General features: G+C 54.0%; 21 protein-coding genes. 19 read left to right on the top strand and 2 right to left on the bottom strand.

What is annotated here, in order from left to right; translation table 11 throughout:
- Positions 1-167: 167 nt before the first annotated feature.
- Positions 168-1097, top strand: coding sequence for a ribonuclease Z (gene rnz, locus AC0LWT_RS13285; RefSeq protein ID WP_474681736.1), 930 nt, complete (start codon positions 168-170; stop codon positions 1095-1097).
- Positions 1098-1155: 58 nt separating this feature from the next.
- On the opposite strand, the gene tlp is transcribed toward rnz, so the two are convergent.
- Complete coding sequence (tlp, locus tag AC0LWT_RS13280) at positions 1156-1374, bottom strand: small acid-soluble spore protein Tlp (protein WP_474681735.1); 219 nt, start codon at positions 1372-1374, stop codon at positions 1156-1158.
- A gap of 265 nt (positions 1375-1639) precedes the next feature.
- Between tlp and AC0LWT_RS13275 the strand changes: the two genes are divergently transcribed.
- From AC0LWT_RS13275 to AC0LWT_RS13255, 5 genes are all read left to right on the top strand, one after another.
- Positions 1640-1984, top strand: a complete 345-nt coding sequence (locus AC0LWT_RS13275) for a CidA/LrgA family protein (protein WP_474681734.1) — start codon at positions 1640-1642, stop codon at positions 1982-1984.
- Positions 1984-2676 carry an LrgB family protein gene (locus AC0LWT_RS13270; RefSeq protein ID WP_474681733.1) on the top strand — a complete coding sequence of 231 codons (693 nt, stop codon included), beginning with the start codon at positions 1984-1986 and terminating at the stop codon, positions 2674-2676. Before AC0LWT_RS13275 ends, AC0LWT_RS13270 begins: the two co-directional genes overlap by 1 nt.
- Positions 2677-3385: 709 nt before the next feature.
- Positions 3386-4156, top strand: coding sequence for a GNAT family N-acetyltransferase (locus tag AC0LWT_RS13265; RefSeq protein ID WP_474681732.1), 771 nt, complete (start codon positions 3386-3388; stop codon positions 4154-4156).
- Between the two features lie 28 nt (positions 4157-4184).
- Positions 4185-5153 carry a lysophospholipid acyltransferase family protein gene (locus tag AC0LWT_RS13260; RefSeq protein ID WP_474681731.1) on the top strand — a complete coding sequence of 323 codons (969 nt, stop codon included), beginning with the start codon at positions 4185-4187 and terminating at the stop codon, positions 5151-5153.
- A 24-nt stretch (positions 5154-5177) separates the two neighbouring features.
- Positions 5178-6164: a metal-dependent hydrolase gene (locus AC0LWT_RS13255; protein WP_474681730.1), complete on the top strand. Its 987-nt coding sequence runs from the start codon at positions 5178-5180 to the stop codon at positions 6162-6164.
- Positions 6165-6302: 138 nt separating this feature from the next.
- On the opposite strand, the gene AC0LWT_RS13250 is transcribed toward AC0LWT_RS13255, so the two are convergent.
- Entirely contained in the window at positions 6303-6905 is a 603-nt protein-coding gene (locus AC0LWT_RS13250) for a nitroreductase family protein (protein ID WP_474681729.1), read from the bottom strand.
- Between the two features lie 234 nt (positions 6906-7139).
- Between AC0LWT_RS13250 and AC0LWT_RS13245 the strand changes: the two genes are divergently transcribed.
- From AC0LWT_RS13245 to AC0LWT_RS13185, 13 genes are all read left to right on the top strand, one after another.
- Positions 7140-7355 carry a hypothetical protein gene (locus tag AC0LWT_RS13245; protein WP_474681728.1) on the top strand — a complete coding sequence of 72 codons (216 nt, stop codon included), beginning with the start codon at positions 7140-7142 and terminating at the stop codon, positions 7353-7355.
- Between the two features lie 124 nt (positions 7356-7479).
- Complete coding sequence (locus AC0LWT_RS13240; protein WP_474681992.1) at positions 7480-9726, top strand: DEAD/DEAH box helicase; 2247 nt, start codon at positions 7480-7482, stop codon at positions 9724-9726.
- Between the two features lie 21 nt (positions 9727-9747).
- Complete coding sequence (locus AC0LWT_RS13235; RefSeq protein WP_474681727.1) at positions 9748-10365, top strand: LysE/ArgO family amino acid transporter; 618 nt, start codon at positions 9748-9750, stop codon at positions 10363-10365.
- A gap of 78 nt (positions 10366-10443) precedes the next feature.
- Positions 10444-11877: a ribonuclease H-like domain-containing protein gene (locus AC0LWT_RS13230; protein ID WP_474681726.1), complete on the top strand. Its 1434-nt coding sequence runs from the start codon at positions 10444-10446 to the stop codon at positions 11875-11877.
- A 97-nt stretch (positions 11878-11974) separates the two neighbouring features.
- A complete protein-coding gene (gene mutM / locus AC0LWT_RS13225) occupies positions 11975-12787 on the top strand; it encodes a bifunctional DNA-formamidopyrimidine glycosylase/DNA-(apurinic or apyrimidinic site) lyase (protein ID WP_474681725.1) in 813 nt (270 codons plus the stop codon).
- A 15-nt stretch (positions 12788-12802) separates the two neighbouring features.
- The gene (locus AC0LWT_RS13220) at positions 12803-13639 is read left to right on the top strand and encodes a deoxyribonuclease IV (protein WP_474681724.1); all 837 of its coding nucleotides are present in this window, start codon (positions 12803-12805) and stop codon (positions 13637-13639) included.
- Positions 13640-13672: 33 nt separating this feature from the next.
- Positions 13673-14011 carry a cyclic-phosphate processing receiver domain-containing protein gene (locus AC0LWT_RS13215; protein WP_474681723.1) on the top strand — a complete coding sequence of 113 codons (339 nt, stop codon included), beginning with the start codon at positions 13673-13675 and terminating at the stop codon, positions 14009-14011.
- A 64-nt stretch (positions 14012-14075) separates the two neighbouring features.
- On the top strand, positions 14076-14846 hold the full coding sequence (locus tag AC0LWT_RS13210) for an ABC transporter ATP-binding protein (protein WP_474681722.1): 771 nt from the start codon (positions 14076-14078) through the stop codon (positions 14844-14846).
- 11 nt (positions 14847-14857) lie between these two features.
- Positions 14858-15895 (top strand): SAM-dependent methyltransferase, encoded by a 1038-nt coding sequence (locus tag AC0LWT_RS13205; protein WP_474681721.1) that lies wholly within the window; start codon positions 14858-14860, stop codon positions 15893-15895.
- A gap of 120 nt (positions 15896-16015) precedes the next feature.
- Positions 16016-17614, top strand: coding sequence for a serine/threonine protein kinase (locus AC0LWT_RS13200; RefSeq protein ID WP_474681720.1), 1599 nt, complete (start codon positions 16016-16018; stop codon positions 17612-17614).
- Positions 17615-17718: 104 nt separating this feature from the next.
- Positions 17719-18231 carry an acyl-CoA thioesterase gene (locus AC0LWT_RS13195; RefSeq protein WP_474681719.1) on the top strand — a complete coding sequence of 171 codons (513 nt, stop codon included), beginning with the start codon at positions 17719-17721 and terminating at the stop codon, positions 18229-18231.
- 258 nt (positions 18232-18489) lie between these two features.
- Complete coding sequence (locus tag AC0LWT_RS13190; protein ID WP_474681718.1) at positions 18490-19596, top strand: nucleotide-binding protein; 1107 nt, start codon at positions 18490-18492, stop codon at positions 19594-19596.
- On the top strand, positions 19593-20849 hold the full coding sequence (locus AC0LWT_RS13185; protein WP_474681717.1) for a TadA family conjugal transfer-associated ATPase: 1257 nt from the start codon (positions 19593-19595) through the stop codon (positions 20847-20849). The genes AC0LWT_RS13190 and AC0LWT_RS13185 overlap by 4 nt, the downstream gene beginning before the upstream one ends.
- The last annotated feature ends 3 nt before the right edge of the window (positions 20850-20852 follow it).

Raw genomic sequence — 20852 nt, 5'->3', positions numbered from 1 at the left:
GGTTTGTTCGAACCGGAATCCGGTTCGGCGGCTGTCTCGCTTTTTTCGCGGCTCCAAAGCGGCGGCTTCCTGGCAGGCGTTTGACTTCCGGCCGTCATTGCATTAGGATTTTCTGGAAAGAAGTTTGCCAATCCAAATCAATTTTTTCGCAGAATGGAGCTTAATTCGTGGAGTTATATTTTTTAGGCACTGGGGCAGGGATGCCGTCCAAGCAGCGCAATGTCACTTCGATCGCGCTCAACCTGCTTGACGAGCGGGGATTTTACTGGCTGTTCGACTGCGGCGAAGGGAGCCAGCATCAAATTTTACATTCGCCGGTCAAGTTGGGGCGTACCGAAAAGCTTTTTATTACGCACCTTCACGGCGACCATATTTACGGCATTCCCGGTATGCTGACCAGCCGGTCATATTTGGGCGGAGATACGCCCTTGACGGTGTACGGGCCACACGGCCTCAAAAACTTTATCGAAACCGCGCTTTCCGTGAGCCAGGCCCATCTCGGCTATGCTTTGCAGATCGTGGAAATCGGGGAAGAGGGCGTGCTTTTCGAGGACGACTCGTTCATTGTCGAGACCGCGCGGCTTGAACATAGAGTGGAAAGCTTCGGTTTCCGCGTCATTGAAAAGGATCAGCCCGGCAAGCTGATGCTTGACAAACTGTCGGAGCTTGGCGTGCCCGCCGGTCCCCTGTACGGCCAGCTCAAGAAAGGCCAAACCGTGCAGCTCGAGGACGGGCGCGTCCTGCATGGCGGTGATTTCGTGGGAGCGCCTATTCCGGGCCGGATCGTCGTTATTCTGGGCGATACGCGTTATTGCAGCGGAGCGCTGCATTTGGCGCAGGGAGCCGACGTGCTCGTCCATGAAGCGACATTTGCGATGGACAAGCAGGAGCTTGCCTATGCGTTTGACCACGCGACGTCGGTGGACGCAGCCCGTACGGCGGAAGAAGCTGGCGCCAAGGCGCTGATCATGACGCATATCAGCTCGCGCTACCAGGGCGAGGAGACGGGGCTGCTTCTTCAGGAAGCGCGGCAAATTCATCCGAACAGCCATATTGCAAAAGACTTTTGGAGCTTTGATATTCCGAAAAAAGCGTAGAATTTGAAAGAGCCCCTTCCATGAGACACATGGAAGAGGCTCTTTTTGCCGTGCTGCGCTATTGGCCCGATTCGTCGCGTTTTTCCGCGATAAAGCCTTGGATGCTCTCTTTTCGGCGCTCGTTTTTGGACTCGATGTCCTGCTTCTCTTCCGCGGAAATTTCATCCGCATGCGCTTCCAGATAGTCCTCGGCTTCATGCAGGTTGGCAACCGTATGATCGATAGCATTTTGCAAATGAATTTCGTTGTCCTCGCGGTTATCAGGTTTAGCCATCATCTTCCACTCCTTATGCTTAAGTTTGCCAATCCTCTTTTACGATTCCACGGCTTTGTTCAGAATATACGGGCAGTTGTGCAATTTTGCCTTATACTTTACATAAACTATGGAAAAAAGCTGTAAGAGGTGGCATTATGGATCTTTCCCCGGCAGAATTGCTCATTTCTATCTTTATGTCCACACTGATTTATGTTATGGTGATTGAAATAAACAATGCTCGCAAGGACTCTCGATAGGGAAAAAGTCGAAGCGGATTGGAGACCGCATGATCGGATTTGGAATACTGCTTGCGTTTAATTTTATCGGTTATGCTTTGCAAATGAGTCTGCACATTCCGCTTCCCGGCAATGTGATCGGGCTCGTTCTTTTTACTGCGGCTCTTTTTGCCGGGCTGATCAAGCTGGAGTGGGTGGAGGAAGCCGCGGCGCTGCTCACCAGGCATATGATGCTCTTTTTTACGCCGTTCGTTGTCGGGGTTGTCGTGTTTTTGCCGTTGATCGGTATGAATGTGCTCCCGATAGCAGGAGGAATCGTGCTGGGAACGCTGGCTGTTCTGTATGCAACAGGCTGGGTCTCCTCCAGGTTCAGGCAGAAAGAGGAGGACTTGTAATGGAAACAAGCCTGCTCCAAAACCCGCTTTTCGGTCTGACGGTAAGCGTCGTCGCCTATACGGTTGGCGTTCTGCTGCATCGGAAATGGCGGTTTATGCATCCGCTTTTCGTGTGTTCCGCTTGTATTATTGCACTGCTGGCCGCATGCCGCATCCCATATGAGGATTACAAACGGGGCGCGGACTTTTTGACGCTGCTGCTCGGACCGGCTACCGTGGCACTGGGAGTTCCGCTGTATAAACATGCGAAGCTGATCAGGCAAAACCTCGCGCGAATTACGGTGAGCGTACTCGCCGGGGCGGTCGCGGGCATTGCTTGCAGCGCGGCCATCGTCGGCATGCTGGGCGGCAGCCGCGCCATCGTGCTGAGCATGATGCCCAAATCCGTCAGCTCGCCGATCGCAATCGAAATCGCCAGGCATTTGGGCGCGATTCCGGAGCTGACCGCGGTGCTGACGACGCTGACAGGCCTGTTTGGCAGCATGTTTGGAACGCGTCTGCTGCACTGGCTGCGCATCCGCGACGATATTTCCGTCGGAATCGCGATCGGCACTGCGTCTCACGGCATCGGAACGGCGAAAGTGCTGAAAGATTCGGAGATCCAAGGGAGTTTCAGCGGCCTGTCGATGGCGCTGTGCGGAATTTTGACTTCGCTTTTGTTCATTCCCGTTTATTGGTGGCTTCAAAAGTAAACGGTGGGACGAGCTTTTCGAGAGGGCGAGGGGGTGTCGGTGAGATTTGATGTTGGCGGGAACGATGATTTGTATCGCTAAAGTGATGCGCTCCGGCGCGAGCGATTGCTGTGCGGATATTCTTCTGAGATATGTACAAAAATTTGCTATAGTCGACCGCCGTCATGCCGCACCGCACCGCGGGGAGCCAAGGGCAAGCTGACCATTCGCAGAAAACCTGCGAAAATGCAGGTTTTTTTCGCAAAAGTAGCTCATTTTGGCGAAAAACCTGCGAAAGTGCAGGAATTTTCGATGAATTTGAATCTGAGCCTATTTTCGCGACGAAAAGCCTGCACAATTGCAGGAATTTTTCGCAGCAAGCGCATCAATCGAGCAAAAACTGCACTTTTGCAGGTTTTCTTCGCGCTACCAGGCAGATTGTGCGTTCGGCTCTGGCGTATGGGGTTTCTCCGGTCAGCCTGAAAACTGCAGGTATTTCGCTGCAATGTGGGAATCGGGCCCATCTTGGCCGATTATTCCTGCACAATTCGGTTGAAGCGCTGGAGGCGCGAATATTTTGCTGTAATAAGGCAGGACTCCCCCGGGGTTCTGTTTTTTTGTGCACGCCCCTAAACATTACAAAACCTTAACAGCGCGAAAATGATGGCTTAATAGTCCTTTGATACTTTTGAAGTAGCAATCATTCTCCCTTGGAAAGGGCGTGCCCGTCATGAATCAACCGCTGCTGAATACGGCGCCGCAGCAAGCCAGACTCTCCGTAAGCTTAGCCACATGCGCAGAGGACGTGGAACAGGCCATGCGTTTAAGGTACCAGGTATTTGTAGAAGAAGAGAAAAACCTGCGTTTGATGAACGAGAACGGCCTGGAACAAGATGCGTATGACACTTTTTGCGACCATTTAATTGTAAAAGATTTGGATTCGGAGAGAGTCGTCGGCACGTATCGCATGCTTCCGGGGGACCGCGCCGTACGCCACGACGGTTTTTACTCGGAAACGGAGTTCGATTTGCAGCGGTTCGAAGCCTTCAAGACCCAGACGCTTGAGCTTGGGCGAAGCTGTATCGCGCCCGAATACCGCGGAGGCAAAGCGATTCAAATGCTCTGGGAAGGCATTGCCGCCTATATCACAGAGCGCAACTACTCGTACTTGATCGGCTGCGCAAGCGTTCGCATGAACAGCCTTGAAGATTTGAACCTGATCTACACGATGCTGCGGCAAAAGCAAATTATCACCGACCGCTTCGGCATTGAGCCGCTGCCAACGCACAAAATATCCGGTTTAACGGTGCTGGAATCGGGCTGCGACGAGAAGGAAGTGTTCCGCAAGCTGCCGCCGCTGATGAAGGGCTATCAATGGCTCGGCGCCGAGATCGGCGGGGAGCCGGCTTTCGACGAACTGTTTCAAACCGTCGATTTCTTCATTATTTTGCAAAAGGACCGTGTGACGAGAAGATATAAGCGCCACTTTTTGAATCCGTAAATTTTACGGCATTGGAGGGACCGCTGCGGTGTATGAGTGGATAGGCAAGCTGACGGAGAACGATCGGGCGCTTCGCCGGGCGGCGCTGGTTTTGGGAATCATTCCCGAAAAACTGACTGCGGCGATGCTTTGGCTAATTGGCAGGGCGATGTATGGACTCGCTTCCAAGGAAGGCGTGCGCCAGCGAATCGAACGGAATATGGACGACATGTTGGGGCCGCTGGCCGACAGCGCTTCTGTCCGCCGCATGAGCAAAACGTATTTTTATAACCTTGCGCTTACTTTGTATGAAATTTTGCTGGACTCGTACAGGTTGGAGAAAACCGGGTCCGAGCGCTTTACCGTGCAGGGCGAGGAACATTTGAAAAAGGATACGGGCTTGATTGTATACACGCCGCACTTGGGCAACTTTTTTTACTATTACTGGTATTTGACCCGCCGTTACCGGTGTCTGACGATCGCTTCTGCGGGAAGTCCGGAGCTGCTTCCGCTGTATTTGAGGTTTCAATCGCTCGGCTGCGCAGGACTGGATTACGATAGCACGCCGCCGTTGGAACTGTACCGCGCGTTGAAAAAACATCTCGCCGCCGGAGGAGTCGTCTTTATACTCGGCGACTTTTGGCGGCCGAATTTCCCCGTTTCCAAGTTTTTCGGCAGGGAGACGCGTACGCCGGAAGGGGCGGCGATGCTGGCGATCGAGAACAAAGTGCCGCTCGTGCCGTTTTACGGTTACCGCGAGGGTGCTTTCAAGCACCGGCTCGTATTTGAAGAGCCGATCCATCTGCATGAGCAATTCGGCAAGTCTCAACGTACCGAGGCAAATCAGAAGTTGAACGACTGGATGGAGCAGGTCATCCGGAAGCAGCCTTCGGAATGGTTTTACTGGTTCAACGCCGACGAACGATGGCTGACAAAACGGCACGGGCTTGAAGAGGAATCCGTCAGCGGGACACAAACGGCGGCGGCTTCGCCCTCAATGACGGCCGGAGCAAGCTAACACAAAAGGGCAGGTGGGAGTTACATGGATACGGGAAGTCACTTGTTGTTTGGTCTCACACTTGCAGGACTTGCTTGCCTGGAGCCTGCGGTCGCTCATGAACCGGCGCTCGCTCATGCGATTATGGCGGGTACGCTGATTGGCTCGCATGCCCCCGATTTTGACACGGTGGCCCGCCTGAAAGGATATTCCAGCTACGTCCGCATTCACAGGGGGGTTACGCATTCGCTGCCGGCATTGGTGCTGTGGCCGCTTGCGCTCGGGTTGCCGATTGCCGCAATATTCGGCGTATGGGATCATGTCGCCAGCCTCTTTTTGTGGACGTTTGCCGCTGTCCTGCTGCATGTGGCGCTCGATTTGTTCAATGTGTACGGCGTTCAATGTTTGCGGCCGTTCTCGAAAAAATGGTTCCACCTTGACACCCTTTGCCTTTACGAACCTTTTCTGTTCGGCATTCATGCGGCCGGCGCGGTGCTGTGGCTCGTCGGTTTGTTCGACGGGATGAGCGCGGGGACTGTGTTCGCGTGGATATACGGCACAACGTTTGCATATATCGCCATTCGGTATTGGCATCACAAAGTTTTGATGGAACGGGTGAAAAGCGCCCTGAACAGCGACGGCGTCTGCCATGTCATTCCGGGGCTGCACTGGTTCCGCTGGCAATTCGTGCTTGAGCGGGACGATTGCTTTTACCTTGGCAACATTGTGTACGGTGAGGTTCAGATCGAAGAAGTGTACAGCAAATCGGAAGGTAAACAGGACGACCGGCACCCGATTGTGCAGGCGACGATGGGGACCGACGGGGTCCGGGCGTTTTTGCACTTCGCGCAGCGCGTCCACGTATGCTGGAAAGAGCAGCAGGACGGCTACGAGGTGCAGTGGCGTGATGTGCGCTTTTGGCACAACCGGAAGCTGCCCTTTGGGGTGGACGTGAAGCTGGACCGCGACATGAACGTCGTGAGCCATACGCTCGGCTGGAACAAAAAGGCATGGGACCCGCCATATGTGTGAAATATCAGGCCTTGCCCCTAGAGGGCAGGGCTGTTTGCACATTTAAAGCCAAAAGCCCCTTCAAGCTCACCGGGTAAGCGTAAAGGGGCTTCTTGGCACAGCGCGTCAATAGCGCGTCATATGTGTGTCAGCAGCGGTTTAGCGGGCGGTTCCGAATTCGCCGTTATAGAGCAGCTCAGCCAGTTGGCGGCGTCCGGAAGGCACTTCCCGTTCGCGGAATTTGTCGGCCAAAGCTTCCGTGGGGCCGCGATAACCGATAGCAATGACGGCGTGCAGCTCGTAATCGTCAGGCACCTGCAGGGCAGCGCGAGCTTGCTGTTTATCGAACCCGCCCATGGCATGCGTGACAAGCCCTTGATTCGCTGCCTCCAAAGCGAGATAGCCCCAGGCGGCGCCGGCGTCAAAAGCGTGGGACGTGTTCGTGTTGCCGCTTGCCGTTTTCGTATGCGAGATGACGACGGCCAGAACGGGCGCTTTTTCGCACCATTCCCGGTTGGCAGGAACGATAAAAGCATGGAATTTGGCGCGTTCCTCCGGAGCGCTCGCGACAATAAAGCGCCATGGCTGCAAGTTGCCGCCGGACGGAGCCCAGCGCGCCGCTTCAAAAAGGCTCAGCAAAACTTCCTCGGGCACTTCCCGTTCCTCAAAAGACCGCGGTGACCACCGGGTCAGAAATTGCGGATTGATTTCGTGATCGGGCTGCCGATGAGCCTCGATTTCTTGCGGCAAAGACGTAGACATGTCAGTTTCCTCCCTATTTTTTGATACTTTTATTGTAGCCGAATAGTGACAATATTGCGAATAATCGCTATTGAAGCGGGAAACCGGCAAAAAAATAGTATGATTTGACAGGGAAAAGGCAATGCTGGAATGTGCGTCCCTATTGAATCGGCGGGAGTCCGGCGCGGGGCAGCGCGAATTCCGGCGATCGAGTATCGCTTTTACTCTGGCGCAAATTAAAGGAGGCGGCCTGCTATGGATTTTACAAGTCATGATATTCTGATTATAGAAAGAGCGCTGCGCGCTGCGATCAAGCATGAGGAAGGCGACAGCCGCGCAAACGAATACCGCGAGGTTCTGGTCAAGCTGCAGGAGAACGTCAAACAGGCTTTGGCGCCGGATGAGCGCAGACCGTCCATCGTCCGCGACGGGGTCCGGTACGATTACGACGATTCGTCCGATTTGCTATAGAACGAAATGATTTATTGATGTGCGAACGCATATGCCGAAGCCCTTTTTCTTGGGGCTTTTTTATTTTGTACGGAACGTTTATAATAGGGGAACAGTCGTTCTATGCGGAGTGGTGATAAAGATGTTGCGAAAAAAAATCCTTTCGGATTTCATACAAGAGTTGAAAAGCAATGAAAATATAGTGAATTGGCAAGAAATCGAGCCGCAGGAAGCAAAGACCCGGGTAATGCCTGAAAGCGTAGACCCCAGAATCAGAGCCGCATTGGCCAAAAGAGGGATTGAACAGTTATACACCCACCAGCACACGGCTTATGAGACCGTACGCAAAGGCGACAATATTGTCGCCGTCACCCCGACAGCTTCAGGCAAAACGCTTTGCTATAACCTTCCTGTACTGCAAGCGATTGCCGAAGACGACGGCAGCCGGGCGCTTTACTTGTTTCCGACGAAGGCGCTGGCGCAAGACCAAAAAAGCGAATTAAACGAAATCATTGCCGAGATGGGGATCGACATTAAAAGTTTTACCTATGACGGCGACACCTCCCCGGCGATCAGACAGCTTGTGCGAAGCGTCGGGCATATCGTCATCACGAACCCCGACATGCTGCACGCCGCGATACTTCCCCATCATACGAAATGGGTAAGCTTATTCAGCAATCTGAAATACATAATCATTGACGAACTGCACACGTACAGGGGCGTGTTCGGCAGCCATGTAGCGAATGTTATACGCAGACTGCTGCGAATTTGCCGGTTTTACGGCAGCAATCCCCGGTTCATCTGTACTTCCGCCACTATAGCGAACCCGAAACAATTAGCCGAACAGCTTACAGGGAAGCCTATGCGGCTCATAGACGATAACGGCGCGCCAAGGGGAAGGAAGCATTTCGCTTTCTATAACCCGCCGCTTGTGAATAAGGCCTTGAACATCCGGAAAAGTTCCACCGCGGAAGTAAACCAATTGGCCATGGAATTTTTATCCAATAAAATTCAGACGATCATTTTTGCACGGAGCCGGGTGCGGGTTGAAATCATTTTAAGTCATATACAGGAACTGGTTAAAAATAAAATCGGCCCCAAATCCATCAGGGGCTATCGTGGCGGCTACTTGCCGAGTCAGCGCCGGGAAATTGAAAGGGGATTAAGGAACGGGGAAATTTTAGGCGTAGTAAGCACGAATGCTTTGGAGTTGGGCGTAGATATCGGACAGCTGCAGGTTTGCGTGATGACGGGGTATCCCGGAAGCGTAGCCAGCACATGGCAGCAGGCAGGCCGGGCCGGCAGGCGGCATGGGGAAGCGCTGATCATTATGGTAGCCGGCAACACGCCCATAGACCAGTACATTGTCCGAAATCCCGAATATTTCTTTGACCGTTCCCCGGAATCGGCAAGAATAAACCCGGAAAATTTGATCATTCTTGTCGATCATTTGCGCTGCGCCGCCTATGAGCTTCCCTTGAAAAAGGGGGAGGAATTCGGCCCTTTGGAGATCGAGGATATATTGGAGTACCTGGTTGAGGAAAGGGTGCTGCACCAGTCAGGGGACACTTTTTTCTGGGCGAATCAGTCTTTTCCGGCAAGCGAAGTGAGTCTGCGTTCGGCCGCGCAGGAAAATGTAGTCATTATCGACCAGTCGGATACGGCCAATGTGAAAATTATTGGAGAAATGGACAGGTTCAGCGCGATGACCCTTTTGCATGACGAAGCTATTTATCTGCACGAAGGGGTGCAGTTTCAAGTTGAGAAGCTGGACTGGGAGCATAAGAAGGCTTACGTACGGGAAGTCGACGTGGAGTATTATACTGACGCAAACCTGGCGGTTAAGCTTATGGTATTGGAAATTGACAGGACGGAAAACAGGCGAACGACATCGCTTCATTACGGAGACGTTCGAGTCAATGCCATGCCGACTTTATTTAAGAAAATCCGCTTGACGAGTTTTGAAAATATCGGATACGGCCCGATCAACCTGCCCGAAGAAGAGCTGCACACCAGCGCAACCTGGATAGAGTTAAGTAAAGCGGACCCGGCTTTGGGAGTGAAAACACTGGAACAATTGCTGTTAGGAATTTCCAATGTGTTGAGGCATATAGTTCCAATCCATGTCATGTGTGACCGCAGCGACATTCACGTAGCTTCACAAATTAGGGCGGAGCATACGCAACTGCCCACGATCTTCATCTATGACCACTATCCGGGCGGCATCGGACTTGCCGAAGATGTGTACAGGCGCTTCGACGAAATCAAAGCCGCAGCAACAAATTTAATTCGCAGATGCCCCTGCGAAGACGGATGCCCGTCCTGTATAGGTACGGAAATAGAAGGCTCAAACGCGAAACAAAAAAGCATCGAATTGCTGGGGGGCATCTGATTAGAGATAGGAGAAATCATCGTGCTTACTGCAGCTATTCAAGGCATTTTGCTGTCATTCGGTCTCATCCTGCCTTTAGGCGTTCAAAATGTATTCGTTTTTAATCAGGGTGCGACTCAACCGAGATTCATTCGGGCTTTGCCGGTCATTATTACGGCATCGCTTTGCGATACCGCCCTCATTTCATTGGCTGTCTTGGGCATATCCGTCATTATCATCGCCGTGCCGGCTGTCAAACTGATCTTGTTTTTGGCGGGAATCGTATTTTTAGCTTATATGGGGTTCGTCACTTGGAAAAATAAACCGAACAACAGCCTTGCTCAAGAGCATGCATGGTCTCCCAAAAAACAAATAACCTTTGCCGCATCGGTTTCGTTATTAAATCCGCATGCAATCCTGGATACCGTAGGTGTAATTGGAACAAGCTCGATATCCTTCACGGGAATGGAAAAAATAGTATTCACCCTTTCCTGCATAGCGGTGTCATGGATTTGGTTCTTTACCCTTGCCATGGTGGGCAGGCAGGCGGGGAGATTGGATAAATCCGGAAAGTTTATTCTGCTGCTAAATAAAGCTTCTGCCATCATAATGTGGGGGACAGCGGTTTATTTTGTTTCCCTTTTAAAAGGAGGAACTTGATATGAGCTCGAACCGGTTAACGTTCGAGAGGTTGAAGGCGGCAGGGCGCGCGTCGGCGCTGCCGGAAGGCGGAGCCCGATGAGCGGGCTCCGGGAAAAGCTGGGCCGCCTGCGGAAATCCGAGGCGGCCGCTGCGGCACCGCCGCCCGCGCCGGAGGCGGGCGGCGAATGGGCGGCGCTCGGCGCCCATGTCGAAACGAGCCCGGCCGGCTCGTTTGTGATGCGGCGCCGCGTTTACGGCGCGGACAGCGCCCACGGCAAGTACCGGCTGCGAGAGCTGGCCGGTTGCGTGCGGGAGCTATCCTGTTTTCACGGCGCCGCCTGCGCCGAACTCCGTATCGAAGAGCTGCTCTTCTTCGATACGGAGACGACCGGGCTCGGCGTCGGCGCGGGGAACGTGCCGTTTCTCGTCGGCATCGGCTACTATGAACAGGAGCTGTTCGTCGTCGAGCAGCTCCTGATTCGAAACCCTGCGGAAGAGCATGCGATGCTCGTCTACCTGCAGGAGCTGTTCGGCCGCTTTACGCACATCGTTTCTTACAACGGCCGCACGTTCGATTGGCCGATTTTGACCAACCGCTTCGTACTGAACAGGCTGAAATTCGACGATTCCGCCATGCTGCAGCTTGATTTGCTGTATCCTTCGCGCAGCCTGTGGCGGAATACGCTGCCCTCCTGCCGGCTCAGCAAAGTCGAGGAGAGCCGGCTTGGCTTCGAACGGGTCGACGATGTTCCCGGATCGATGGCGCCTGTCTATTATTTTCAATATTTGGCCGAAAAAGATCCAGCCGTGCTGCAAGGCGTATTTATCCATAATGAGCACGACATCGTCACGTTGGCGGCGCTTGCGATTCATTTCGGCAAACTGCTCGGCGGGACGGCTTGGCATCTCGAAGGCGATGAACATGCGGCTTGCGGAACTTTTCCCCATGACATGGAACTGGAAGAGCTTTACAGGACGGGCCTGTGGCTGGAGAAGATGGGCCGGCCTGATCTGGCCGGGTTGGCACTGGACGAGCTGTTCGCCCGATTGGCGGAAGATGCTGCTCCCGCAGAAGAACGCGCCGTCTCCGCAGAGCGGCAAACGGACCGGTTGTCAGCGATGCTGCTGCTGGCGGCCTTTTACAAGAAAAAAGGCGCCTACGAGCGATCGGTTGCGCTCTGGAAACGCTGGATCGCATCGAAAAGCTCCGGTCTATCCTTGCAGATGGAGCCTTATCTGGAGCTAGCGATGTTTTATGAGCATAAGGCGAAAGATTACCGCCAGGCGCTCTTCTACGCGGAAGAGGCATGGGCCAAGCTGTGGCGGCGCCGTTCGCTGCAACGCAGCGACAAGGGAAGCGCGGAGTTGGAGGAAGCGCTTGAGCGCAGACTGAAGCGGCTTCGGGAAAAGCAGCAAAAGGCGCAGCTTCACGCGGCGCCGGATGCGCCGGGCAAACCTGCTCCGGCGCGCGGAAAGCCGAGCAAAACACGCCGGTTAAAGCCGGTTTATGCCAGCGAAGGGTTGATCTAGCCGGCGGATGCTTCCGCTTCCGCTTCGCGCCGGCACGTCTGTTTACTTTGCCGCTGTTTTGGACATACAAGGTAAAAAACAGCGAGGAAGTGGAAGAATGCCTGAGCTGCCGGAAATGGAAACGTACCGCCGGCTGTTAATGCCGCTCATTCAAGGGAAGGAAATGACCGGTGTGACGGTTGAGCGCCCGAAGTCGCTCAATGTGGAGCCCGAGCTGTTCGCGTCGGTTGTGACCGGGAATCGCATCGGGCGGGTCGAGCGCAGGGCCAAGCATCTGCTCTTTCATCTCGATTCCGGCCATGTGCTGCTGCTTCATCTGATGCTGGGCGGCTCCATGTTTTTCGGCGCGAAAGAGGAGAAGCCCGACCGGACCGCCCAGATTGAGATTGCGTTCGGCAGCCGGAACTTATATTTTATTGGGCTGCGCCTCGGATACCTGCATCTTCACGGCCGTGCCGAAGAAGCAGCGGCGCTGCTCGCCAAGCTGGGGCCTGAACCGCTGGACCCGGGGTTTACGCTCGAGCGGTTTCAACGCATTTTGCGCGCAAAAAACATAAGCTTGAAGGTCGCTTTGACCGATCAATCGGTGCTTTCCGGTATCGGAAACTGTTATTCCGACGAAATTTGCTTTTTCGCCGGCTTATTGCCTGCCCGCAAAGCGGCTTCTTTGACAGCTGACGAGCTGGCGCGCTTGTTTGAGTCGATGCTGTCCGTGCTCTCGGAGGCGATCCGCTTCGGCGGCTATATGGATGTTCCGCTGTATGCGGGGGACCGCTTGACGGGGCAGTTTGACAGCATGTGCCGGGTATACGACCGGGAAGGGGAGCCGTGCGTCCGCTGCGGTTATTCGCTAGTCCGCATACAGTTGTCCTCACGCAAATGTTTTTATTGTCCAAACTGCCAAAAGTGAAGGAGCGGTTCAACGTTGCACATCGGTTCGCACGTCAGCACAAGAGGGGGCTATTTGGGCGCAGCCAAGACGGCGGTTTTGCTTGGAGCCGGCGCTTTTCAATATTTTCCGATGAATCCGCGCAGCCTGTCGACCAAGACGCCGAATGCCAAGGACACGGAAGCTTGCGCTTTATTTAGCCGGGAGCACGGTTTATTATCGATAGGCCATGCCCCGTATCCGCTCAATCCTGCCGCCGAAACGGAGAACCGCGAAGGGATGGTGAGGCTGCTCGTCAACGGACTGGAAATTACGGATGCGTGCGGCTCCGTGGGGCTTGTGGTTCATTTTGGCAAATATCCGGGCAAAGACCCGTTACAAGGATACAAAAATATTATACAATGTTTGAATAGCGCCACCAGGCAATTTCACGGCAAGTCGCTGATCCTTCTGGAAAATCAAGCCGGAGAAGGAGCGCAGCTCGGGCTGACATTGGAAGAAATGGTTCAAGTTCGCAGGCTGTGCGACCAGCCGGAGAAAATCGGATTTTGCCTCGATACTTGCCACGCTTTTGCCAGCGGGCTTTGGCGGGGAGACAATTGGCGCGAGGTAGAAACCAAAGGCGAACAATTGGACTATTTTCAGCATCTGGGGGCTGTGCATTTGAACGATTCGGTTCATCCGTTCGGTTCCCGGCGGGACCGCCATGCCAATATCGGCAGGGGCTATATCGGCGACGTCCATATGAGGCAGTTTCTCGCCTCCCGATATGTCCGGCACATTCCGGTCGTGCTTGAAACCGCTGTTTCGGCTGAAGGCACGCATCGTCATGAAATCGCTCATGTGAAAGCGTTGGCCGGGATCGGATTATAAATTGCCGGGAGCGGCGGAAAGGGGGAAATCCGGTTGATTCACGTATACTTGGACGACATGCGTCCATGCCCGAAAGGCTTTACTTTGGCTAAAAGCGCGGAAGAATGCATCATGCTGCTGGAGGAATGCGAAGTCGGCATTTTGTCGTTGGATCATGACTTGGGCTGGGGAAGCAAGCAAACGGGTATGGATGTCGCTCATTGGATCGTTCAGCACCGGAAATTTCCCCGGCACATTTATATTCATACGTCGAGCTTGTCGGCGGGGGCCAGAATGTATCAAATTTTGTACATGGCCAAACCGGAATCCGCGCAGGTTCATCCGTCCAAAATTCCCGAAGAACTGCTTGCCAGAATAGCTCTGGAAGCATGACAAGTACGCCGCGGCATTTGGCCTGACCACATTCGGAGTACGGTTAGAAAGGAACAAACACGCAATGATTCATTTATCCAACATTCATTTTATTCGGCAGGAACGGCATATTTTGCAAGATGTCAACATTCATATGAACAAAGGCGAGCATTGGGTGCTGCTGGGCCGCAACGGCTCCGGCAAAACGACGCTGCTGGAAATGATGAACGGCTACGAATTTCCGAGCAGCGGCAGAGTGGAAGTGCTTGGCAACGTTTATGGCCAATGCGATGTCAGGGAAGTGCGCAAACGGATCGGTTACATCAGCCAATCGCTGTTTGAAAAGCTGAACTTGGCCGACCCGGTTTGGGAGGTTGTCGCTACAGGCGAATATGCTTTTTTGCGCTTTTACCAGGATATTCCACAAGAGGTGAAGGAGCGGGCGCTTCAAATGCTGGAACGCGTACGAATTCCACATTTGGCCGACCAGCCGCTGGGTACGCTGTCGCAGGGCGAGCGCAAGAAAGTGATGCTGGCAAGGTCTTTGATGATGACTCCTTCTATTCTCATTATGGACGAACCTGCGGCAGGGCTGGATTTGTACGAAAGGGAACGGTTGCTCGAAGATATTAACGATCTGAGCAAACAGGACATCGCCGTCGTGTACGTGACGCATCATATTGAGGAAATTATTCCGCTGTTCACGCATGTGGCCCTGATCGAGCAAGGCAAGCTGATCGCTGCCGGCCGCAAGGAAGATGTGCTCACGCCCGACCATTTGTACCAGGCTTTCGGGGTCAAGCTTGAACTGGAATGGTTCCGCCAGCGGCCCTGGATTAAAGTAACCGATAGATAAAGGATGCGGCTATGACAATATCAGCAAAATTTATAGGCACGTCAAATCACGGGTTTGCCCAATACGCGCAGGAAGAGATTCGCCGGTTGTTTCCTGCCGCCAAGTTCGCGCTTTTGGTGCCGACAGAGGTATTTTTATTTGAAACGGCAGGAGATTGGCGGGAAGTGCTGGCGACGATCGGGGAGCGGGAGCCGATCTTTCTTCGCCATGTGCAGCCTGTCCATCAGGAATGGGATTTGACCCGTTCCGATGCCGATTTGGACAATCTTCGCCGGTGGTTGGGACAAGCTTCCGACGCCGGGCTAACAGAGGCCGGACAGAAGGTCGCCGTACAAGTGCGAAAAGAGGAGCGGGCAGACGTTCCTTACGCGCCTTTTGCCGTTAAAGCGGCGTTAGACGATGTGCTTGCAAGCGGTTTGCAATGCGAGCCGGTCGTCAGACAAGCGGACAGGATCGTGTCCGTCTACGTGGGCGCAAGCAAGCTGTTTGCCGGCATATCGAAGCCTGAGGACAATTTATCCGATTGGTCGGGCGGCGCGATTCGCTTTCAGAAGGAAGAGGATCAAATTTCCCGCGCCAAGTTTAAACTGCTTGAAGCGGAGCAGCGCTTCGGGATTGATTTCAGCTATGCCAGGGCCGCTCTGGATATCGGCGCCGCACCGGGCGGGTGGACTTCTTTGCTGCTCGAACGAGGCTTGCGCGTGACGGCGATCGATCCGGCCAGCATGCACCCTAATTTGCAAGGCAACCCGATGCTGACCATTCATAAAAAAAATGCGGGAGACGTCAAGCTGCGCCACGATGAGTTCGATTTGCTCGTCTGCGATATGAGCTGGAGCCCGCGCCAGATGGGACGGCTTGTAGCCGATTTGCTTTATGCGCTGCAAAGCGGAGGCACGGCGATCATTACCGTCAAGCTGATGCACAAGAAGCCGTTCCAAACGATCCGCGAGCTTATGCACATGTTCGAACCCGCTCTACATCTCATTAAAGCGAAACAGCTGTTTCATAACCGGGAAGAATTGACGCTGTACTTACAAAAATTGTAGATTTTTGCATGCCGCCCTCTTATAATCAAGGTGATTGTTACTTGATAAGGGGGCGGTTTCATTATCGCAGGTCAAAAACCGAAATCGATTGGAGAAAGCATAGGGGGAAGATACAGAATTGTGTCCTTGCTGGGCCAAGGCGGGATGGGACACGTATATTTGGCGGAAGATTTGAAGTTAAAGGGCAAAAAATGGGCGGTTAAGGAATGCTTGGCTTCTTGCATCGACATGGAGTCCTTTCTGGAGGAGGCCGAAATGCTCGCGCAGCTGCATCATCCGCAGCTCCCGCAGCTTGTGGATTACTTTTCCGCGGACGATGGCGGCGCTTATTTGGTGATGGATTACGTGCCGGGTCCGACTTTGCAGCATTGGTTCGAGGAGCGGCATCGCCATGTGCCTGTAACCGCAGTTGTCGGTATCGCGCTGCAGCTTTGCGATTTGTTTCATTATTTGCATACGTTTCAGCCGAGACCGATCATTTACCGCGACCTGAAGCCGGCCAATGTGATGCTGGGCGAACAGGAGCAGGTGCGGCTGATCGATTTTGGGATCGCCCGGCATTTTACGCAGGGGCAGCAGGCGGACACGATGCAGATCGGCACGATCGGCTTTGCGGCTCCGGAGCAGTTTCTCGGCAAGCAGACGGATGCGCGCTCCGATTTGTTTACGCTTGGCGCGATGATGTACTATTTGCTCTCAGGGGGGCAGTACGCCTATCTCAAGCAGCTGCCGCTAAGTCAAATGCGGTCCGATGTGCCGCCGCTGCTTTCGGATACAGTCGAGCTGCTGCTGAACGAGCGGCCCGATGGGCGCTGCCAGTCGGCGATGGAGGTCAAACGCAGGCTGCAGGCGCTTGGCTCCGACATCGATCGCGCTGCGAACCGTGAGAGCGTAAGAAGTTCTAAAACATCCGCACCTGCGGTCGCGGACAAACTGATCGTCGTGGGAGGCTTGTACCCGGGCGTAGGCTCGACGTTTGCGGCGGTTTCCATCGCGCGGGTCTTGAACGCGGCCGGTGTCCCGCATGCCCTTGCGGAACATCCGGCGATCGAACCGGATTTGTACATGCTGCTTTACGGCGACCGCAAAGCGCCGAAGGGCTATGTGTTTGCCGCCGAAGCGCTCGCTGACGGACAGCAGAGCGGTTCACGCGGAGCCTGGACGAACGGCAGCACGACATGGGTGCCGAGCGATCCCGAAGGAAGCAGGAGGGGGACTTGGAATCCGGCCGATACGTTCAAACTGCTCCATGCGATCAAAAAACCGATCGTCATTTGGGATGTGTCGGCCGAGTGGGGCGAACCGTCTGTTCAGGAGCTGTGCCACAGCGCGGACGAAATTGTCGTTGTGCTGGACGCCTCGCCCGGCAAGCTGAATCGAAGCCGGACCAAAGCGCATATGCAGCTGCTGGAAACGTACCGCAAGCGGGGAAAGTGCGTGCGGTTTATCGCCAACCGGCAATGGTCTTCAGAGCGCATGCATCAAGAATGGCTGGATTCGCTGCCCGAACAACCGTGCGGCATGATCCCGGAAGTGCCTTATGCGGACGTGATGCGGGCGGTTTGGAAAGGCGATTGCATCCAGGATCAACCTGGTGTGCTGCGGCAATTGCAGGAGTCGCTGGCTCCGCTGCTTCGCTCGATCGTCCCGGACATCCGGTTTCCGAATCCGCAGGAGTCCGGCAAATCGATATTCAAACGGTTCAAAAAGCACGGTTAGCCGGCCTCAAGGCTGAGCCATTGGAATTGAATAAATCCAATTATTCCACGACGAATTGTGGTATGATATCTACATATCAGCCAGAAGCAGGAGATGAAACAAGCATGGAACAAAGATATGCCAGAGAATCCAGATGCTTCAAAACGTCGCGAATTTTCCCGACGGATGTCAACAATCACAATACGCTGTTCGGCGGCAAGCTGATGTCTTATATTGACGATATCGCTTCGATCGCCGCCCACAAGCATTGCCGGCGCTCCGTCGTTACCGCGTCTACGGATTCCGTGGATTTCCTGTATCCGATTAAGCCGTCGGACTCGGTATGTCTGGAATCGTTCGTAACCTGGACGGGTACGAGCTCGATGGAAGTTTTCGTCAAGGTCGTGACGGAAGATCTGAAAACGGGGGAGCGCAAAATCGCCGCCACTTCCTTTTTGACATTCGTTGCACTCGACGATAATAAGAAACCGGTTCCGGTTCCCGTTGTCGTGCCCGAGACGGAAGAAGAGACGAAGCTGCATGAATCGGCGCCGCATCGCGCGGAAATACGCCGCATCCGCAGGGAAGAGAGCAAAAAGCTGGCCGGATTTTTCACGATGAAATATCCGTGGGAATAAATTTTATCGAAAAGTGTTGATTTTTCGGGTGAATGTGGTATTATTTGGGTAATTACATGTGACAAGCGGAAGCACCGCTGGTTGGAGAGACAATGTTGTCTCCCCGATCGGCGAGTGCTTTTTTGTTTGTCCAGGAGGTTGATGCATGGGGAATAAGGCCCGTATCCGGTTAGCGGTCGTGCTCGCCGCCGCCGGGCTGATTTTGATCGGCAGCGGCGTGTATTCGATTCGATGATTTCCTAGACAGGGAGGGATTTTGTGAGCAAGACGCAGCTTTATTTTCTTGACGACGATTTGACCTATGCCCAGCGGCTGGACGAATTTGTACGCACATCCGTGTTTGCGGGCACGCTTGAGGTGAAGCTTTTTTCAAAGCCGGAGCTGGTCGAAGAACTGCTTGGCGAACCGCATGGAGACGGCATTTTGCTCTTATCGGAGTCGTACTATCCGCATTGGGCGGACAGGGATACGGGATTATGCAAGATCATTCTCAGCGAGACGATCTCTACGACCAGGGAGGCGGAAGCTAACGTACAATTTCTTTACCGTTATCAGGCTCTTCATCAATTATTGGGCCAACTGCTTGCTTTTTATGGGGAAAAGCGGCAGCGCCCGGCGGTATCGCGCGAACGCAAAGGCACGCAAGTGCTTTCCGTCTTTTCCGGCACGGGAAACAGCGGAAAAACGGTAACGGCGATTCACTTGGCCAAGCAGTTGTCTTACCGCGGTGAGGCCATTCTATATCTCAGCCTGGAATCGGTAAGTTCGGCTTCGGCCTGGCTGCAGGGAGACGATCCGCAGTTTTCGCAGCTGCTTTACTACGTCAAAAGCTCCCCGGAACTGCTCGGGCCGAAGTTCGAGCTGCTCAAATCGCGGGATGCGCGGCTCGGCTTCGACTACATCGCTCCCCAGGACCATATTCGCGAAATGCAGGAAATGAACGGGGAAGATGTGCGGCTGCTGATTGAAGCGCTCACCGCTTTGCAGAAGTATGATTGCATCGTAATCGATCTGGAAACGTCGGTTCACCCCCGGACGTTAAAAGCGCTTGAACTGAGCAGCGAAGTGTTCTGGATCGTGCTGGACGATTTGCACGGCCTGTATAAGACGATGGCTTTCCGCAAGCTGGCCGGAACTATCCGGCGGGTGCATTTTGTGCTCAATAAGTTTACGGGCAAACAGGTCAATGATATGGGATCGCTGGGAATTAATCCGAGCAGCGCGCTGCCCTACATTCCCGATTGGAAAATCTTGCAGTCGCCCGAGCAGCTGTGGCAATCCGTTCTGTTTTCGGAGCAGGTGTACGGCATGTATGCAAAAGCCTGCAAGCACCCCGCGGAGTCCAGAGGAGCGGAGGCTTCATGAACCTGTCCTTGTTCGCTGATTTGAAACAGCAGATCAAGGAGCGGCTTGACCTGACTCATACGGTAACAGACCGTCAAATGCTGGAGCTAATCGAAGAAACCGTTTTTGCGGCGTCGAAAGAGCAAGAGTGGACATCGACTGAAATTCGCGAAGCGGTGGAGCGGATTTTTTACTCCTTTCGGGGACTTGACGTCTTGCAGCCGCTGATGGATGATGCCAGCGTTACGGAAATTATGGTCAATGGGCACGAACGCATTTTTGTCGAGCGCCGGGGAGCGGTCGAGCGATATCCGTACGCATTCGAAAGCGCCGAAAAGCTGGAAGACTTGATTCAAACGATTGTGGCTAAAGTCAACCGGATCGTCAACCAGAGCTCGCCTATCGTGGATGCCCGACTGCAGGACGGCTCGCGCGTCAACGTCGTGCTTCCGCCTGCCTCGCTCAGTGGCCCCGCCCTGACGATCCGCAAATTTCCCGAGCGCGCGATGGCGATGGAAGATTTGATCCGGCTGGGCAGCATTTCCACCGAAGCGGCGCAATTTTTGCAAGTTATCGTGGAATCGGGCTTCAATGTGTTTATCGGCGGCGGCACCGGTTCAGGCAAAACGACATTCCTGAACGCATTGAGCGCCTGGATACCGGCGGACGAACGCATCATTACGATCGAAGATTCGGCAGAACTGCAAATTCGGACGGTGCCGAACCTGGTTAGTCTGGAGACGAGAAACGCCAATACGGAGGGGAAAGGAGAGATTACGATCCGGGATCTGATCCGTTCCTCGCTCAGGATGCGTCCCAACCGCATTATCGTCGGGGAAGTGCGGGGCGCAGAGGCTTTGGACATGCTGCAAGCCATGAATACCGGACATGACGGCAGTCTTTCGACGGGCCATGCAAATTCTTCGGCGGATATGTTAAGCCGGCTGGAGACGATGGTGCTTAGCGGCGCCTCGCTTCCCGTCCAGGTCGTCCGCAAGCAGATCGCCTCGGCGCTGGACATTATGATTCATTTGAGCAGAATTCGCGACCGCACCCGTAAAGTAACGGAAATTCACGAAGTGTTGGGCGTTGAAAACGGGGAAGTGCAGCTGAATCCGCTTTTTGTTTTTGAAGAGACCGGAGAGACGGCTGGACGTAAGGTGCTCGGGAAGCTTGCCTATACCGGCAATGCGCTTGTCAACATGCACAAAATACGTATGGCGGGAAGACGGCTGCCGGACTGGTTTTCGCAAAGAGAGGAGAAAGTAATTTGACCA

It is taken from the genome of Paenibacillus sp. sgz302164 (genome assembly GCF_056120505.1).
The sequence above is the reverse complement of the archived record's forward strand: the minus strand, read 5'-3'. Positions and strand labels throughout refer to the sequence as shown.

Bases quoted from the DNA above. Each gene is read 5' to 3' on its own strand.
- tlp (WP_474681735.1), bottom strand. From the start codon at position 1,374: ATGATGGCTAAACCTGATAACCGCGAGGACAACGAAATTCATTTGCAA.
- AC0LWT_RS13275 (WP_474681734.1), top strand. From the start codon at position 1,640: ATGATCGGATTTGGAATACTGCTTGCGTTTAATTTTATCGGTTATGCT.
- AC0LWT_RS13270 (WP_474681733.1), top strand. From the start codon at position 1,984: ATGGAAACAAGCCTGCTCCAAAACCCGCTTTTCGGTCTGACGGTAAGC.
- AC0LWT_RS13265 (WP_474681732.1), top strand. From the start codon at position 3,386: ATGAATCAACCGCTGCTGAATACGGCGCCGCAGCAAGCCAGACTCTCC.
- AC0LWT_RS13255 (WP_474681730.1), top strand. From the start codon at position 5,178: ATGGATACGGGAAGTCACTTGTTGTTTGGTCTCACACTTGCAGGACTT.
- AC0LWT_RS13250 (WP_474681729.1), bottom strand. From the start codon at position 6,905: ATGTCTACGTCTTTGCCGCAAGAAATCGAGGCTCATCGGCAGCCCGAT.
- AC0LWT_RS13245 (WP_474681728.1), top strand. From the start codon at position 7,140: ATGGATTTTACAAGTCATGATATTCTGATTATAGAAAGAGCGCTGCGC.
- AC0LWT_RS13230 (WP_474681726.1), top strand. From the start codon at position 10,444: ATGAGCGGGCTCCGGGAAAAGCTGGGCCGCCTGCGGAAATCCGAGGCG.
- mutM (WP_474681725.1), top strand. From the start codon at position 11,975: ATGCCTGAGCTGCCGGAAATGGAAACGTACCGCCGGCTGTTAATGCCG.
- AC0LWT_RS13210 (WP_474681722.1), top strand. From the start codon at position 14,076: ATGATTCATTTATCCAACATTCATTTTATTCGGCAGGAACGGCATATT.
- AC0LWT_RS13205 (WP_474681721.1), top strand. From the start codon at position 14,858: ATGACAATATCAGCAAAATTTATAGGCACGTCAAATCACGGGTTTGCC.
- AC0LWT_RS13195 (WP_474681719.1), top strand. From the start codon at position 17,719: ATGGAACAAAGATATGCCAGAGAATCCAGATGCTTCAAAACGTCGCGA.
- AC0LWT_RS13185 (WP_474681717.1), top strand. From the start codon at position 19,593: ATGAACCTGTCCTTGTTCGCTGATTTGAAACAGCAGATCAAGGAGCGG.